General features: G+C 55.5%; 13 protein-coding genes. 4 read left to right on the forward strand and 9 right to left on the reverse strand.

The window, feature by feature from the left end:
* Positions 1 to 326: 326 nt before the first annotated feature.
* From RRB22_05765 to RRB22_05775, 3 genes are all read right to left on the reverse strand, one after another.
* Positions 327 to 1,130 carry an ABC transporter permease gene (locus RRB22_05765; GenBank protein ID MDT8383902.1) on the reverse strand — a complete coding sequence of 268 codons (804 nt, stop codon included), beginning with the start codon at positions 1,128 to 1,130 and terminating at the stop codon, positions 327 to 329.
* Between the two features lie 7 nt (positions 1,131 to 1,137).
* The gene (locus RRB22_05770) at positions 1,138 to 2,064 is read right to left on the reverse strand and encodes an ABC transporter ATP-binding protein (protein ID MDT8383903.1); all 927 of its coding nucleotides are present in this window, start codon (positions 2,062 to 2,064) and stop codon (positions 1,138 to 1,140) included.
* Between the two features lie 528 nt (positions 2,065 to 2,592).
* Complete coding sequence (locus RRB22_05775) at positions 2,593 to 3,375, reverse strand: M48 family metallopeptidase (GenBank protein MDT8383904.1); 783 nt, start codon at positions 3,373 to 3,375, stop codon at positions 2,593 to 2,595.
* A 295-nt stretch (positions 3,376 to 3,670) separates the two neighbouring features.
* Here RRB22_05775 and RRB22_05780 point away from each other — a divergent pair, with 295 nt between their 5' ends.
* A complete protein-coding gene (locus RRB22_05780; protein ID MDT8383905.1) occupies positions 3,671 to 6,694 on the forward strand; it encodes a hypothetical protein in 3,024 nt (1,007 codons plus the stop codon).
* Between the two features lie 88 nt (positions 6,695 to 6,782).
* On the opposite strand, the gene RRB22_05785 is transcribed toward RRB22_05780, so the two are convergent.
* Positions 6,783 to 8,504 (reverse strand): winged helix-turn-helix domain-containing protein, encoded by a 1,722-nt coding sequence (locus RRB22_05785; protein MDT8383906.1) that lies wholly within the window; start codon positions 8,502 to 8,504, stop codon positions 6,783 to 6,785.
* Positions 8,505 to 8,686: 182 nt separating this feature from the next.
* Here RRB22_05785 and RRB22_05790 point away from each other — a divergent pair, with 182 nt between their 5' ends.
* Entirely contained in the window at positions 8,687 to 9,454 is a 768-nt protein-coding gene (locus RRB22_05790; protein MDT8383907.1) for an alpha/beta fold hydrolase, read from the forward strand.
* Between the two features lie 44 nt (positions 9,455 to 9,498).
* Complete coding sequence (locus tag RRB22_05795; protein MDT8383908.1) at positions 9,499 to 10,443, forward strand: alpha/beta hydrolase; 945 nt, start codon at positions 9,499 to 9,501, stop codon at positions 10,441 to 10,443.
* 287 nt (positions 10,444 to 10,730) lie between these two features.
* Here RRB22_05795 and RRB22_05800 read toward each other — a convergent pair whose 3' ends face one another.
* The 3 genes from RRB22_05800 to RRB22_05810 all read right to left on the reverse strand — a co-directional run bounded on the left by RRB22_05800 (position 10,731) and on the right by RRB22_05810 (position 12,979).
* A complete protein-coding gene (locus tag RRB22_05800; GenBank protein ID MDT8383909.1) occupies positions 10,731 to 11,177 on the reverse strand; it encodes a group 1 truncated hemoglobin in 447 nt (148 codons plus the stop codon).
* Between the two features lie 250 nt (positions 11,178 to 11,427).
* On the reverse strand, positions 11,428 to 12,078 hold the full coding sequence (gene thiE, locus RRB22_05805; GenBank protein MDT8383910.1) for a thiamine phosphate synthase: 651 nt from the start codon (positions 12,076 to 12,078) through the stop codon (positions 11,428 to 11,430).
* 70 nt (positions 12,079 to 12,148) lie between these two features.
* Complete coding sequence (locus RRB22_05810) at positions 12,149 to 12,979, reverse strand: hydroxymethylpyrimidine/phosphomethylpyrimidine kinase (protein MDT8383911.1); 831 nt, start codon at positions 12,977 to 12,979, stop codon at positions 12,149 to 12,151.
* 257 nt (positions 12,980 to 13,236) lie between these two features.
* Here RRB22_05810 and RRB22_05815 point away from each other — a divergent pair, with 257 nt between their 5' ends.
* The gene (locus RRB22_05815; GenBank protein MDT8383912.1) at positions 13,237 to 13,815 is read left to right on the forward strand and encodes a DUF5063 domain-containing protein; all 579 of its coding nucleotides are present in this window, start codon (positions 13,237 to 13,239) and stop codon (positions 13,813 to 13,815) included.
* On the opposite strand, the gene hemJ is transcribed toward RRB22_05815, so the two are convergent.
* Positions 13,802 to 14,227: a protoporphyrinogen oxidase HemJ gene (gene hemJ, locus RRB22_05820; GenBank protein ID MDT8383913.1), complete on the reverse strand. Its 426-nt coding sequence runs from the start codon at positions 14,225 to 14,227 to the stop codon at positions 13,802 to 13,804. The two genes, RRB22_05815 and hemJ, sit on opposite strands and share 14 nt — an antisense overlap.
* A gap of 67 nt (positions 14,228 to 14,294) precedes the next feature.
* On the reverse strand, positions 14,295 to 16,049 hold the full coding sequence (locus tag RRB22_05825; protein ID MDT8383914.1) for a chloride channel protein: 1,755 nt from the start codon (positions 16,047 to 16,049) through the stop codon (positions 14,295 to 14,297).
* Between the last annotated feature and the right edge of the window lie 104 nt (positions 16,050 to 16,153).

A 16,153-nucleotide genomic window follows, 5' to 3' on the forward strand; every position in this document is an offset into this window, starting at 1 on the left:
CAACCTGATATCAATCAGTTGGTCTTGCTGTGAAAGTTAACGGGACAGCAGTGATAGAAGAGGTGTAAATATCTGAACAAGCGCTTAAGGGTGCATTGGTGTGAGGTGTTGCAGGCTCTAGAGATAAATGAAGGGAAAAGGAAGAAAAAGGAAGGAAAAAACGAAAAAGCGGACGCTTCCCAATATTATGAATAAGTGGGTAGCCTCTCGTTATTTCGTGTTGCCGGCCACTGGCTCGACGATGCCGCAGGCCACGTTCTTGCTGCTCTCGACGAAGGCTGTCTTTACTACGAATACTGTGACCTACCCCCGGTTTCTTGTCTAAATTAATGTTTGAGCCGGTAACCTGTTTTGAAAATCCACCACACAATAGCAATGCAGATAAACAGGAAGCCCAGGGTCATTGCCAGGCTGAGGTAATGATCGACATCGCTTGCCCCGTAAAAACTCCAGCGAAAGCCGCTGATTAAATACACCACGGGATTGAACAGGGTTACGGCACGCCAGGTTTCCGGCAACATATCGATGGAGTAAAAAGCGCCGCCAAGAAAGGTTAATGGCGTCACCACCAGCATGGGGATCATCTGTAATTGCTCAAAGTCTTTCGCCCACACGCCAATAATAAAACCAAACAGGCTGAAGGTAGTTGCCGTCAAAATGAGAAACGCCGCCATCCACACGGGATGTAGCACCTGCACAGGAACAAAAAATGTCGATGTGCCCAGTATCAACAAGCCAAGAATAACTGACTTGGTTGCCGCCGCGCCCACGTAGGCCAGGCATATCTCAAACGCAGAAAGCGGCGCCGACAGCACCTCATAAATAGTGCCGGTAAATTTCGGAAAATGAATACCGAAGGACGCGTTCATCAGGCTTTCGGTAAACAATGCCAGCATGATCAGGCCGGGCACAATAAAAGATCCGTATGAAATGCCATTGATTTCGGTCATACGTGATCCGATGGCCGCACCAAACACCACAAAATATAAAGTGGTTGTAATTACCGGCGTTAAAAAACTCTGTAACAGAGTGCGGCGAGCGCGCTCCATTTCATATTTATAAATCGCCCACACGCCGTAGCGATTGAAACGGCTGGCCTGAAATTTTTGCGCTGTTCTTTGTTGTGTCATTGTTGTGTCACGCCCGGTCCTTTACCAGCTCAACGAAAATATCTTCCAGTGAGCTCTGGTCAGTATTCAGGTCCGTATAATTAATGCCAAGCTCTACCATGTTCTTCAGCAACGAGGGAATACCATTGTGTTCATCATGGGTGTCGAAGATATACAGCAGTTGACGGCCGCTCTCATCAAGGGAAAGTTCCCAGCGCTCAAGCTCATCCGGGATTTTTTCCATGGGCTCCTGCAAGTGCAGCACCAGCTGTTTCTTGCCAAGTTGCTTCATCAGTGTCGCTTTTTCTTCTACAAGAATCATTTCACCCTTGTTGATCACACCAATGCGGTCCGCCATTTCTTCCGCCTCTTCGATATAGTGGGTGGTAAGAATGATCGTGGTGCCATCCTCGCGCAATCGACGCACCATGTCCCACATGTCGCGCCGCAGCTCGACATCAACACCGGCAGTGGGCTCATCCAGAAACAGTATTTCCGGTTCGTGCGCCAGTGCCTTGGCAATCATCAGGCGGCGTTTCATTCCGCCGGACAGCGCCATGATCTCGCTTTTACGCTTGCCCCATAAGCTTAAATCACGCAATACTTTTTCAATGTAATCATGATCAGGGGCAAGACCGAATAAACCGCGACTTAAGTTCACCGTCTGCCACACGGTTTCAAACATATCCGTGGTAAGTTCCTGCGGCACCAGGCCAATCTTTGATCGCGCCAGGCGATAGTTACGAATAATGTCGTAACCGTCCGCCATCACCTTGCCAGTTGTAGGCGTCACCAGGCCGCAGACGATACCGATTAGTGTCGTCTTGCCCGCGCCATTCGGCCCAAGCAATGCGAGGATTTCACCTTGATAAATTTCAAGGTCGAGGCGCTTTAACGCCTGCACACCGCTGGCATAGGTTTTTGTTAAACCGGTAATGGAGATGACGGGTTGCATGTAAATTGAACGGCCTTGATCAGTGTTGTAAAAATTAATCCGAATCGCCACCCAAACCTGCGGAAATAATTCACCAGCCACTATTTGCAGGCTTTCGCAGCAACCTTTATTTGTGGTGCGCGCTTGTTGCTTTTTTGGCAGGATACCGAGACGCATGGCGAATCACCCGCGTCAGTTCGTTTGTCGAGTCTACTAGCCAGCGCTCACCTATTTCAAACACTAATTCAGAATGGTGTTTTGCGATGTAGCCGAGATGGTTCGCGTCGCTTCGGCTCGCAAGCATATGATGGGTGTCCAGGTGCGATCCTGCCACCTAAAAAAGCACTATTTGATTTTCGTGTACTGTACCCGATTTTTCTTTTAGCAGGGAAAGAGTGTCAGTTCTCATATTGTAGCGTCCTCCGTTTTAAGCAGTTTTAAGGACACCCTGGGCGCAAATATTTCTGCTCCCTGGATCACTCGCGCTTCTTCACGCCGGACGCATTCCGGCATCTCTCATAACGTACGAATCGGATACTCGACAGGCTCCTAGCGTTCAATAGCCTGCCGGTACTCGGCCTCTGCCATTGGCAGCAATGAGCGGATCTGGGCAATGCGGCGTTCGTCCACCGGGTGGGTGCTCAGGAATTCCGGCGGGGCCTGACCGCCTTGTTCGCGGGCGTAGGCGCTGAAGCGTTGCCAGAAACCCACCGCCGCGTTGGGGTCGTAACCGGCGCGGGCCATGTACAACAGGCCGAGGTGGTCCGCCTCCAGTTCATGGCTGCGCGAATAGGGCAGCATAACGCCCAACGTGGCAGTCAAACCGTAGGCCTGGTGGCTCAGCGCGCGGGTCGTTTCCGCCTGGTTCTGCATGGCCTGATCCAGCGCCATGCCGCCGAGTTCCACCAGCAGGCCGTGCGACATGCGCTCGGCGCCGTGGCGCGCGACGGCATGGGCCACCTCGTGGCCGATCACGGTGGCCAGTCCTTCCTCGTCCCGGGTAATCGGCAGGATGCCGGTGTAGATACCGACCTTGCCGCCCGGCAGGCAGAAGGCATTGGCCATTTTCGGCTGGTCGAATAGCACGAATTCCCACTGCGCGCCGGGCAACGGCGCCACCGCCGCGATGCGCTTGCCGACGCGTTGCAGTAGCGCGTTCTGCTGCGCGTCGGTCAAGATCGGCGTGGTTTCCTTGATCTCCTCGAACGCGGTCAGGCCCAGCTGCATTTCCTGATCCGAACCGATCAGCAGCAACTGGCTGCGGCCCGAATCCGGCACGGTCGAACAGGCGATCAACAGCACAACACTGAGTAGGATGGTCAACAGGCGCATGATTTTCTCCATTCCTGAGGTGAACAGTTGTATTACGCGGCTTCGACGGGTGGGGCCGCCCCTATTTCAGTATGGCTGGGTTTTGGGCGAAGGTTCCGATCAATAGGGTGATCAATAGCGATCAATAGGATCAGAGTCATTGATATTACAAGGCCAAAATTGAAGCCATGAGAGTGCGGCGGTCGGTTCCGCTGGGGAGAGGAGGGGATAGAAAGTCCGCGCAGTATTGTACCCATTCCACACACACGCGTAACTTCAGAAAAGGTCCAGTAGTCCGCTATAGCGATGCAATGGCATGCATCTCAAACACGTCGAGGCACGGATGGAATACAAGCTGATATGCAGTGGCAAACTGCTCTCTGGCGCTGATGAAACGGTGGCTATCGCCGAATTGAGGGCGCTGACAGGTTTGTCAGAGAAAGAAATTCATCTCAAGCTGCTGACTGGTAAACAGGCAAAACTCAGGAGTTCGGCCAATCAGGCCAAAATCGAGGCGCTGTACCGGGCATTTCGCAAGGCGGGGCTTGATGTCGAACTGGTTTCGGCGCCAGGCATGGCCGCAACCAGCGGCAATACCGGCAACACCCCGGCATCACAACCCGTGCCGCAATCGCCGTGGGGGCGCAAACGTCAGTTGATAGCGGCAGCTGCCTTGGCGCTATTGTTGTTTATCTCGGGTGCAGCCGCCTACGCGTGGTACTGGCTGTCAGCGCCGCTGCCGGCCACGGCGCAAATGGCCGAAGCGGCGATTGCTGATGGCCGGATGGTAGCCATCGCGCACGTCAATGCAGAAAAGCTGCTTGAGCTGCAACATTATCTGTTCGGCGAGCTCGATCCAGACGCCTTACCCGTGGACTCCACTGACAAGGCAGTAATGGACGAGCTGTTCAGTGGCCCGGCAAATCTGCGCGAAAATCTGGCGCAGTTGTTCCTGGCCGTGCATGCCCCGGAAGGAGAACCGCGGGCGCGGACCACCCTGCTATTTTCCGGCAACTTTGATACCGATGCGGTGATAGGCACTTTACGGCGTTTCTATCGCGTCGAAGAAACGGGCGATGATCACTGGCATGTCCTGCGTGCAATGCAAATCGAGGCCGAATCACTGTGCCCCTCCGACACGCCTAACAAACGCGAACCGGCGCCCGGCTATCTGTACATCACACCGCAGCTGGCCCTGCTGGCCGATGACCAGGCGCACGCGGCGAGTCTGGTCCAACGCTTGCAATCAGGCGCTCCGGCGGCACAGGACATCAACTATTGGCAGCGTTATCGGAAAGGACAGCTGGCCAGCCTGATGGTGTTGTCCATCCCGGAAGCGAGCACGGCGTTAAGGGGGCTGCCGGGCATGGTGGCGCAAAAGGCCGCATCCGGGAACGCTCAGATCACGGGTGTCGCTGCTGCGGTAGAAACAGACTTGCTGGCGCGCGGCTTCAATGTCAGCCTCAACCTCGCCAGCAGCGATGCCGCGTGGAAACGGGACGCCACAGCAAAGATGCAGCGGCAATTGGATGAAATGAAGAATGACAGCCGCCGTGTTTCGCCGACACTGGCGGAATTGCTAACGCGCATTACGATATCCGAGCAGGCCGAGGCACTGCGTGTCAACGCCGCGCTCGATGCCTCGGTGTTCGCCGACCTGGGAGCGGTTGTGCAGGAAGGCATGGGCAATCTATTCAGCGTGCGGGTTGCGGGCACTCAGCAAGACGGCGGCCAGGCGGCGGAACAAATCCAGACTCATCCCAAAGATTATGCAGACACTGCCGCCTTCGCCACGCTGCCGGCGCTCAAGCTGGAGTCTTATGATTCACAGCCGTTGTTCATGCGCGGCGCCTTCGCCGTCGATGTGGAGCGCATCCGCATGAACGACACCGGTCTGCTGGAACTGCAACTGCAAGGCAGGGTGGCGCTGCCCGATAGCGGTAGTGATTCCGGCCAGACGCGGACTGCCGAATTGTCTCTTACAGTGGATTCGGTCACGGACGCTGCCGGCCAGGATCTGCTGCGCGATGAACATTGCGTCAAGCGCAATGAATTGTTTGGCCGCAGCCGCAATCACGAGCCGGAAACCCAGTCGAACATCTTCCAGAACAAGGCCCAGATTACAAAATTCGTCAGGTTGCGGGAAAATGCCAGACTGGAAGACATACAACACATCAAAGGTCATTTGACATTTTCGGCGCCGGAGGAGGTACGCAAGTTCACCGTGCCCTTGCGGGCTGGTGAGAACATCACCCATGCGGGGACGCGCTTTTACCTGTCGAGCATCAGCGACGACAGTGTGAGTTATCACGTGACGGGAGAACATGCCCGCCTTCTCGAAGTACGCGGACTGAATGGCAATGGCCAGCCACTGCGTACCGGCTGGCGCATGGGCGGCGATGACGGCCGCGCGACGCAGCAGTTTGCTGGAAAGATTCGGGCGCTGGAAGTCTTCGTGGCCGGGCGGTTTACAAAACATCAAACTGATTTTGACATTACCAACCTGTTTGTGCCGGGTGCGGAACGGGAAAATAAACCACTGGTGGCATTTGCCCCCAAACGCATCGATCCCAAAGCCTGGGCGGCCTATAAAAACCTGGATATGCGCAAGCTTAAGGCTGATCCGCAGGACTGGACTGTGTTTGACAAAAACAAGACGCCTATCGCCTCCGCGCAATGGCAGGGGGTGAGCCTGTTTCTGACCCACACCCCAACACAGTGGGGAAACTCACCGCAGGCGCAGGTGTATTATCCCATGCTGCCTGATCTGCCAGGCGTGCTATCTGCTTTTAGCTATCAGATAGAGGAACCGGCCGTTAAGGATGGCCCCGCTGAGTATTATGCCAAGGTTTTCTATTCGTACCGCCTGCCTTCACGCGAACTGGTAGTGCCCCATCGTCTACAAGGACAGCCGTTGGCGTTAGGCAGCTGGCCGTTGCGCACGGGCTTGAAGGAAAACGAGCGCCTTGATCAGCTCAGGGGAAAACTGGTATTTCGTTTGCCGACCAGGACAAAATCAAGCATGTTTGCCTTGAACACCTTGTGGCAGGGCGCGACAGTGGACGGCGTGACCGTCAGTTTAACCGAAGTCAGTCGTGGCATGTTTCCGGGCTATGGCCTGAAGATAGAAGGTGATATCTCGCGCCTGGTGAATCTGCACGGCATAGACGCGGATGGCCGGCGCGTCGCGGCCGAGCCGGTGAATTTTCAGGGATCCGGCTATTGGACCATGACACTGCCGTTCGGCAAGGGTATCGAGTCGGTTGAACTCATTATGGCTACAAAACAAGAGGTGATGAAATATCCGTTCTCACTGCGGCCGGCGTATCCAGGTCAATAGCCATGCCCTGGAAATTTAATATGGAGTAGCGCATTTTATGTACAACCTGGATCCGCGCTTAAGCCACGGATCCAGGGTTAATTGTGAACTATTCCGGTAATCCAGCCTTACGAAGATCAGCAAGTAATTTTGCTTTCTGTTTTGGTTCAGACAACATCATGGTACTGGCAAGGTGTGAAATTGTAGTTGATGGATTCAATACACCAATCTGTTCGATGGTCCATTGTGCATCATCTAATCTGTTTACATTCACATAGCTTGCCGCAAGATATAACTTGATGGGAATGGCATTTTCATTGCGATCTTGTGCCTTTTCCAATGATTCGACAGCCTGCGCGTAGTTTCCAAGCAAGTACCGCGCAAGTCCCACATTTAAAAGATAGTCCCAGGTATAAAAGGGATTGAGCTGCATACCTCGAGTCGCATATTCCAGCGCTTTGTCTGCCTGACCCAGTCCATTGCTAATTAATGCCAGCAAGCCATAACCATCCGCATAGTTGGGTGCAATACGTATGGAATGTTTTGCTGCGATTTTCGCTTTTTCATATTCATTGCGTCGCAGATGAACATAGCCCAGCGACCAGTAGGTTTGCGGGATCGATCCATCCAGAGCAACGCCTTGTTCGGCCAGTATCAAGGCACGTTCCAGGTTTTCAACCGGTGTGTTTGTCCAGCCGTGTCGGAAATCCAGCGCCAACGTGTAGGCCAGCGCACCATACGCGCGCCCATAAGCTGGATCAATGTCGATGGCCTGCGTATAAGCTGCACGTGCCTGTGCATTGGTTTGTTTCGTTTGCTCTATTGACAGTCGCTGACCTTGCAGAAAGTATTCGTAGGCTTCCAGGTTATTGGTCGCCCTTTGCAACAATTGTCGTTTTTCCCGGGAAGATAGTTTGACGGCAAGGGCCTTAATCAGGCTGTTGGAGATTTCATCCTGCACGGAAAATACTTCCACAACCTTTCGGTCATAACGCTGCGCCCAGACATTGACTCCACTTTCTGTATTGATCAGCTGAAGATTGATTCGGATATCATCGCCATTTCGTCGCGCATTGCCTGTTAGTACATAATCGACATGGAGTTCGCTGCGTAATGCTTGTGGGGTGATTTTTTGGCCCTTGTATTTAAAGGTGGTGTTGCTGGCAAACACCATTAGATTGGCCATGCGAGAAAGGTCAGTAACAATATCTTCGGTAATACCATCGACAAAAATATCGTACTCCGCACTGGCATCAAGATTATCGATTGGCAATACCACGATAGAAGGCAAGGCTTTATCGGGTAGCAGGGTCAGCTGCGTCGATATGAACATCAGTAGTGCCGCCACGATGACACCAAATATACCCATCCTCAAAAACCGTGGTGACCGGTTTTTAGTCAGGATTCGCGTTGATAATTGTGCAGTTGCTTGTGCTGAGGGGGGTTGAGGGGTGGTCGTAGCAGCAACATCATCATGATTGGCCGCGCTTACCCGCGCAATCAGTTGATAACCCCTCTTGGGAATAGTCGCAATAATTCGCGGCTGTTTGGCATTATCCTGTAAAGCCTTGCGCAGTTTGATGACTGTCGCCGTTACAGCATCATATCCAATTACCGCACCATGCCAGACATCCCGCTCCAGTTCTTCCCGACTGATCACTTCACTCGGGCGTGAGGCAAAATAGACCAGCACCTCCATCACCTTGGGTTCGAGGCGGACCACTTCATTCCCACGAGACAGCACACTTTCGGCTGGTGATACCGTCCAGTCGTCGATGACAAAGCTATGCTGGTTCAGAATTTCCACATTTTGCCTCGCGCTGATTTGCATAAATCACTCAATCCAATCTCCGTGATATGGGTATTCTGCTCGTAAGTCACGGTTTTTAAACAGATATTATTGTTAGTTTTTTCGTCGTCTTCCCGTCGTGCTTCCGTCGAGATTTTTTCCCACATTGTGGCCAATACTCACCTCAACACGACTCAACGGCCAACATCTAAAGGAGAAAACACATGTTACACATACGCACAATTATAGGTATCACATTCTGCATTGCCTGCTTATTGATGACACAAACGGTCAGTGCCGACCAGCCAATTACCCTGGGTGATAGCGCCCAATACACGCAACTGCAAACATCGACCGGGCAATCATTCACTGCCTATGTTGCAGGTCCGCAACATGCAACACAGGCGATATTGATGATTCATGGCTGGTGGGGGTTGAACCGGGACGTTGAAACCTGGGCAAATGAATTTGCCGTGGCAGGTTATCGCGTCATGGCAGTTGACCTATACAAGCAACAAACCACAACACATCCAGCGGAAGCAAAGAAACTAATGCAAGCAGTAAAGCAATCTGATGCCAACAAGATATATGCAACGGCAATCAACACCTTGGCTACATCAGGGCGAAAAGTCGCGATTATTGGCCGCAGCTATGGTGCCAGCCAGGCGTTACATGCAGCACTGGTTGCTCAAGACAAAGCGTCTGCAGTCATTGTTTATTACCCCTATGGTGAATTGATTGCCGACAACAAAATGCTAAGTGCAATAAAGTCCCCAATTCTTGGCCATTTTGCCCGTAATGATTTCTTCCTGACGCCTGATAAGCTGGCGCGGTTCTCATCCAATATTAAACAATCCGGGCTAAATATGACCGGCAATATATACGAAGCCAGACACGGCTTTGATAGCTATACAGGTAAAAATTTCGATGAGCCCGCACATAAGTTGGCTCAGCAAAGAACACGTCAGTTTCTGGGAAAATACCTGAACTAGAACAGACGAAATTCCATTGACCCTATTTACAGGAGAAAATCACCATGGTCACACAAGACACATTTTCTGCTCTGTTGAGCCGAGCACGCATGCATCTTCCCACTTCCGTGCATATTGTTGTCGCTGCAATTTCCATTTATGCCACTACGGCACTTGCCGACGAGTGGCGGCCTGAGGTCAAGACTCTGCGGGTGAATAATTACGACATGTCTTACGTGGAACGCGGCAGCAGCGCGCCACTGGTATTGATTCACGGTTCATTGAGTGATTATCGTACCTGGTTGCCGTTACTGGCAGAGCTCAGTGAAACCAATCGCGCCATTGCCGTTAGTTTGCGTCATTATTACCCAGAGCAATGGGACGGCAAAGGTGATGATCTCTCACTGCAACAGCATGCCGACGACATGGCGGGCTTCATTCAGGCGCTACAATCGGGCCCCGTAGACCTATTAGGGCATTCACGCGGAGCCGCTGTAGCTTTGCTCGTAGCAAGTCAACACCCGGCGCTGGTTCGCAAGCTCGTTCTTGCTGATCCCGCGCCACTCAACGCAATGCTTTCAAATAACGTTAATGCACAAAATGATCTACAGGTACGAAAAACCAGGTTACAGGAGGTAATGCGCCATTACCAACAGGGTGATTCAGACGGTGGCCTGGAAGTTTTTGTTAATTACATCGCGGGAAACAGCGCGTGGGAAAATACATCGGAAGCCAGGCGAGATACCTTGCGTGCCAATTCGTGGACTCAAGTCAGTCAACTACAAGACTACGAGACGCCGTTTGATTGTGGTAATGCCCGAAAAATTACCGCGCCGGTGTTGTTGATCACCGGCGAGCGTAGTGCCCCGTTGTATGGCTACATGCATTCAGCATTAAAGCCATGCCTTAAACAGGTAGACTATGCAATCATTGCTGATGCGGGTCATATGATGTTTAGTGCAAGTCCAACCGCATTCGTGTTTGAAGTGCAGGAATTTATTGCGCCATAGTGAACACAGGAAAGGGGTCAAGTTGAATCTCCCCCAGTTTAACTGGACACTTTTAATCAAAAACAAATCTACTTAATTGATTTTGCAGTTAGGTTTTGGGATTGATGGGATTAATAATATGTTCCCGTCAGCCCGAAATGGAAAAAAGGAATACACAATGCCAAGGAAGACGGGGTCGTTGGTGCCGAATTGCCCGCAGCATATTGTGCAAAGCGGTTAAAGCAGCAGAGCGCTTTAAATATAGTCCCGTGGGCACAAAAACCTGCCCACCCTACCTGTCTCTGCCATTAGCGCAGGTCGTCGGTTCCACCCTGGGGTTTGGGAATGATGATGCGTCGCTTGTAGGTGAAGTGGTAGTCGCGATAAAAGTGCTCGATGGAATGCTTAGTGATCTGGCGCATGAAGGCCCTATCGATCTTCAGCCATCGCTGGGCCAGTGCCTCGGCCACTCCCGCCTCGACCAATGCGTCTTTCAATAGTCGGTGACGCAGCTCGGCCAGCTCCGGGGTGATGTACATGTTCTCATGCACCTGCCCGATGGGTTTGCCCGGATATTTTGGGCCGCCCATTTTCTCGCCCATAAAGCTGCTCTGTCGATCCTCGATGGCCTGCTGGTTATGGCCGGTGAAAAACTGTTTTAGCCAGGGGTGGCGATAAATATTGTCATAAAAGATCCGGTGCACCTTTTCCAGTGTGGGCAGGCCGCCGACGGCCTCGTAGAGTGATGGTTTCATCAGCTTGCCGGTCGCTAGGAGCCTGTCGGACTATGGAAGAATCTACTGCGCTGATGGGAAATTGGCCCATTTTTCCGATCATTTTGATGAAATACGTCCTGTATTTCACCCCTTCGGGGTCGCTTGCGCGGTCCCAATCCGCTCCCGGCGGATTGGTCGTTAAATAGGCCCACTATTCTCCTCAAATGATCGAAAAAATGGACTCGATTTCCCACCATGCTCGCTACGATTCCCATGGTCCGACAGGCTCCTAGCGCTGTGGCGCGGCGCTGAACAGGGTCTGGAAACGCCGCGCGGCGGCCTGGATGTCGGGCTGGCCAAACAGGCCATCGACCACCGCCAGCAGGTCGGCGCCGGCGGCGATCAGCGCGGCGGCATTGTCGGTGGTGATGCCGCCGATGGCCACCACCGGCAGGGTGAGTTCCTGTCGGGCACGCTGGAGGAGGGCGGGCTCGGCCTGGGCGGCGTGGGGTTTGGTCCGTGAGCCAAAGAAGCGGCCAAAGGCGATGTAGTCGGCGCCCTCGGCGCTGGCCTGTTGGGCCAGTTCAAAGCGGTTGTAACAGGAGACGCCGATGATTGCCTCAGCGCCCAGCAGGCGCCGGGCCGCGTCGATGCCGGCATCATCCTGCCCCAGATGCACGCCGTCGGCCCGAACGACATGGGCAAGCTGGGGGTCGTCGTTGATGATCAGGCGGGCGTCGTGGCGGAGGGTGAGGGCGCGCAGGGCGTGTGCCGTGTCCAGAGCCTGTTGCGGGTCGGCTTTGCCCGGCTGCGGTTTGTGCCGGTACTGCAGCAGGCGCACGCCGCCGAGCAGCGCCTGTTCCACATCGCAGAGCAGTTGCCGGGTGTCGTGCTGGCCTGCGTCGGTAATGGCGTAGAGGCCGGTCAGTCTTTTGTGCATGGTGCGTGGTGGCTACTTTTTGTTAGCTTGGTTTGTGAGCTGGCGCAGCGTTGGTGTCAGCTGCGTTATGTCAGTGCAGTTGAGAATTGTCGGCGGCCTCGTCTTCATCACCGTGGGCCCAGAACAGGCGGCCGGGAATCAGCTGGCCCATGCCGATGCGGTAGCTGTTGTTGAGCGTCTCCCAGGTAAATTCCTGCGCCTCGAGAATCGCGGTGGTCGGTGGCAGACCCTGCGCCAATAGGCCGGCGATGGCCGAGGCCAGGGTGCAGCCGGAGCCGTGAAACACGCCGGGCAGTCGATCCCAGGTGTAACTCTCCAGTAATCGGTGGCCGCCGTAGAGGTTGTTGATGACACTCGGCGTCGTCTCGTGGGTGCCGGTGATGAGGATGTATTCACTGCCCATTTCCAGCAATTCCTGGGCGCAGGCATCCAGGCTGTCGGCCTCGGGCGCGAAGGCGCGGGCCTCTTCGCTGTTGGGCGTCAGTACCGTCACCAGCGGGAACAGCAGGTTCACCATGGCGTCGGTGAGATCGTCATCGGCCATTTCCCCGCCACCGCCCGCGGCGATGAGCGGGTCGAGCACCACCGGGATATCCGGGTAATCCAGCAGGATCGAGTGAATCGCCTCCGCATTTTCGGCGCTGCCGATCATGCCAATCTTGAAGGCGGATACCGCAATATCCTCCAGCGCGGCGCGGGCCTGTTCGATCACCAGGGTCATGTCCATGGCCTGAAAACGGAACAGCTGCTCGGTGTCCTGCACCGTCACGGCGGTGATCACGGGACAGACATGGCAGCCCATGCTGGTCAGTGTCTCGATATCGGCCTGGATGCCGGCGCCGCCGCTGGGGTCGGTGCCTGCAAAGGCCATCACCACGGGGAGGGTGGGTACGTTGCTCATTATCGACTGCTCCTTTGGTGCGAGGATGGTGCGAGGGTGGGCTGTCAGATCCGGCCCCGGTTAATGGATTTTAGTGTAACACCCAAAGCTGGCCTGCCCATCTTCCGGGCGAGCGATTTTGGGCGGCCGGAAAGTCAGCAGGACCGGCCTGGGCTGTCTACACTTAGCCGTTGTAGGTGTACCAATGGTAGGCGTCCGGCGTGTCGTCAAGGGCGCGGAACCTGTCCTGGACAGCGGGAGGTGGTGTTGTGGAGAACATGCCTTTGCAGTGTGCGCGCATGGCGTCGGTGGCCGGACAGTACTGCGCGTTTATTGAAGATCTCGATGGGCGCGGCCGTGGCCGCGGCGCGGGTCTGCCGGCACAGTGGTTGCGGCGACTGGAAAAGCTGTTGCCGCGCCTGCACGTGGCGGTGATCGCCCTGCTGGGGCCGGTGGAAGACCCGCACCATTACCGTTTGCACGATGATGATCAGCGTTGCGAGCTGTTCTTGCGCCTCACCACCATTTTACAGTCGGATCGCCATCTGTGGGCGAACTACCAGGCGAACTATCAGACGAGTTGGCAAACCGGGGGTGCGAGGCAGGCCTCCCCCCAGGAGCTGTGTGAGCGCATGGCGGATAACATGACCGACATGTATTTTGATCTCCGCCAGGGCCTGGAGCTGGTGCGCGAAAAGCCTCTGCTGGCGGCCGCTGAGTGGCAGCGCAGCTTTTACGTCCACTGGGCCAGGCATCTGCTGGATGCCGAATGCTGGCTGTATGCGGTGGATGCCGGTGGTGAACCGCCGCAGCTGCCCGCCTGGCGCTGGCCGGACCGGGTCGTTAGCCGGGTCTGACGATCACCAGGATCACGATGACGATCAGCAGGATGACCGGAAATTCGTTGAACCAGCGATAGAATACATGGCTCTTCTGGTTGCGGTCTAACTTGAAGTCCTTTACCAGTTTGCCGCAGTAGATGTGGTAGACGAGCAGGATGGCGACCAGCGCCAGCTTGACCTGCATCCACAGCGTTCCCCCGAAGGCCTCCCAGGCATAACCCTGCAACATCACCAGCCCGAGGACAACGGTGATCACGCCGCCGGGGGTCATGATGCCGTAGAATAATTTGCGTTCCATGATCTTGAAACGCTCATTGCTGATCTGGTCATCACTCATGGCGTGATACACAAACAGCCGGGGCAGATAAAATAGCCCGGCAAACCAGGTCACCATAAAAATCACGTGAAAACTTTCGATCCAGAGCATGTGTTGGTTTCCGTATGGTTAATAAAGTGTGGTTAAAAAAAGCATGGTTAATCGCGACGGCAGCATATCAGCCGACGCTCCGGTAATGTGATTCAACGGTCTGTCGGCTCACGATGCCGATAATGTCGTCAGCCTGGTTGCGCCGGCTGACAGTAACACAGAGCGCGTCAATGCCCTTTTCGTTCATGAGTTCCAGCGCCTGGTGCAAGGTGGCCTGGGCGCTGATCGGGGCAATGTTTTCGCGCTGCGCCGGGATCTCCAGCAGATCGATGCTGGCATTTTCAGTGGACTCGCTTGCAGCCGGGCTGCGCAGAAACAGGGCCAGATCTGCGGCCAGCAGCAGGGCAGCAACCGGCCGTTCATCTGACTCCGTGGGCTCGGCGACGACGATCCATTCTGGATGCTGCGCCACCAGCTGTTCGGCACTGGTCCTGCGGATGTAGCGGGTGGTCTGCACAAAGGCGGTGTTGACGACACTGGCGACGCCGGTCCGGCGCAGGGATTGCATCACCGGATCGCTGCGGTAATCCAGGCCGCGCAGCTTTAACAGGCTCAAAAATACCGATTCACAGCGGAACAGATGACTGCTGGTGATGCCCGAGGCCACCACCGCCAGCATGCCGGGCAGGATGATATTGGGATTGGCGGTGAGTTCCAGCATCGCCAGCAGCGCGGCCAGCGGTGCCTGCAGGGTCGCCCCCATCATCGCCCCCATGCCGAGCATGGCGTAAAAGCCGGGCGAGGCCACCTGGCCGGGAAATATCGCCTCCGCCAGCAGGCCGAGCAGGCCACCAGCGGCGGCGCCGATCACCAGGGTGGGGCCGATGAGGCCGCCGGGCAGGCCCAACCCGAGACCGATCGTGGTGGCCAGCAGCTTGAACAGTACAACCATAAGTAGTAGTCCCATGCCCAGTTGGCCGAGCAGCGCCTGGTTCACGGTGTCGTAACCCACGCCCATGATTTCTGGTACCAGCAGGGCGCACAGCCCGGTCAGAGCGCCGGCCAGGGTCAGGCGCTGCCAGATGACGATCTGGCTACTGGCAGTGGTCAGCCATTTCAGACCGCTGATGAAGGCGGCGGCCAGGGCGCCGATTACCAGGCCCATTAGCAACAGATACGGCAGTTCGTAGAGGGAGGCCAGCTGCAGTGTGGGTACAGCAAAGGCCGGTGCATCCCCGAATACAAAACGGGTGAGGGCGGTGGCGCTGACAGCCGCCAGGATGACGGGCGCAAATCCTGCGATGGTGTATTCCATCATGATGACCTCCATGGCGAAGATCACTCCGGCGATGGGGGTGTTGAAGGACGCCGCAATGGAGGCCGCCGCGCCGCAGGCCACCAGGGTCTGGATACTGTTGTTGGGCAGGTGCAGCCACTGTCCCAGCAGGCTGCCGCTGGCCGCGCCGAGATGCACGCCGGGGCCCTCGCGGCCCACCGAATGCCCGCTGATGAGGCTGATGCCGGCGCCGACAAACTGCAGGATAAAATTGCGCAGCGGCAGGTGGCCCTGATAATAGGCGAGGCGCTCCAGCACATGCACGACGCCGACCTGCACGCCACCGCCACCCAGGCTGTTGATGCGATGAAAAATCAGCCCGATGATCAGCCCGCCGGCGGTCGGTAGCAGAAAGCGCATGCCGGCGGACAGGGACTCGTAGTTTTCCGTGCCGCCGCCCGGCAGGAAAGCCATCTGGGTCTGCTCGATGACGAGGCGGAAGGCGATGATCACTGCACCCGCCAGCACACCACTGAGCAGGCCCAGTGCCGCGAGCTGGGGCAGGGCATCGATGCCGGCGAGTCGTAGGCGGAGTTGATTTAGCATGCAGTGGATGGTTGGCGACTCAATCTTTCGGCTTGACTCCCCCGGACGCTTGCTTTAGATTCTTCCGCGTCAGGTGAGGGGTCATTGATTCGATCATCGGATGC

The sequence above is a fragment of the Gammaproteobacteria bacterium genome (assembly GCA_032250735.1).
Classification (GTDB): Bacteria; Pseudomonadota; Gammaproteobacteria; order SZUA-152; family SZUA-152; genus SZUA-152.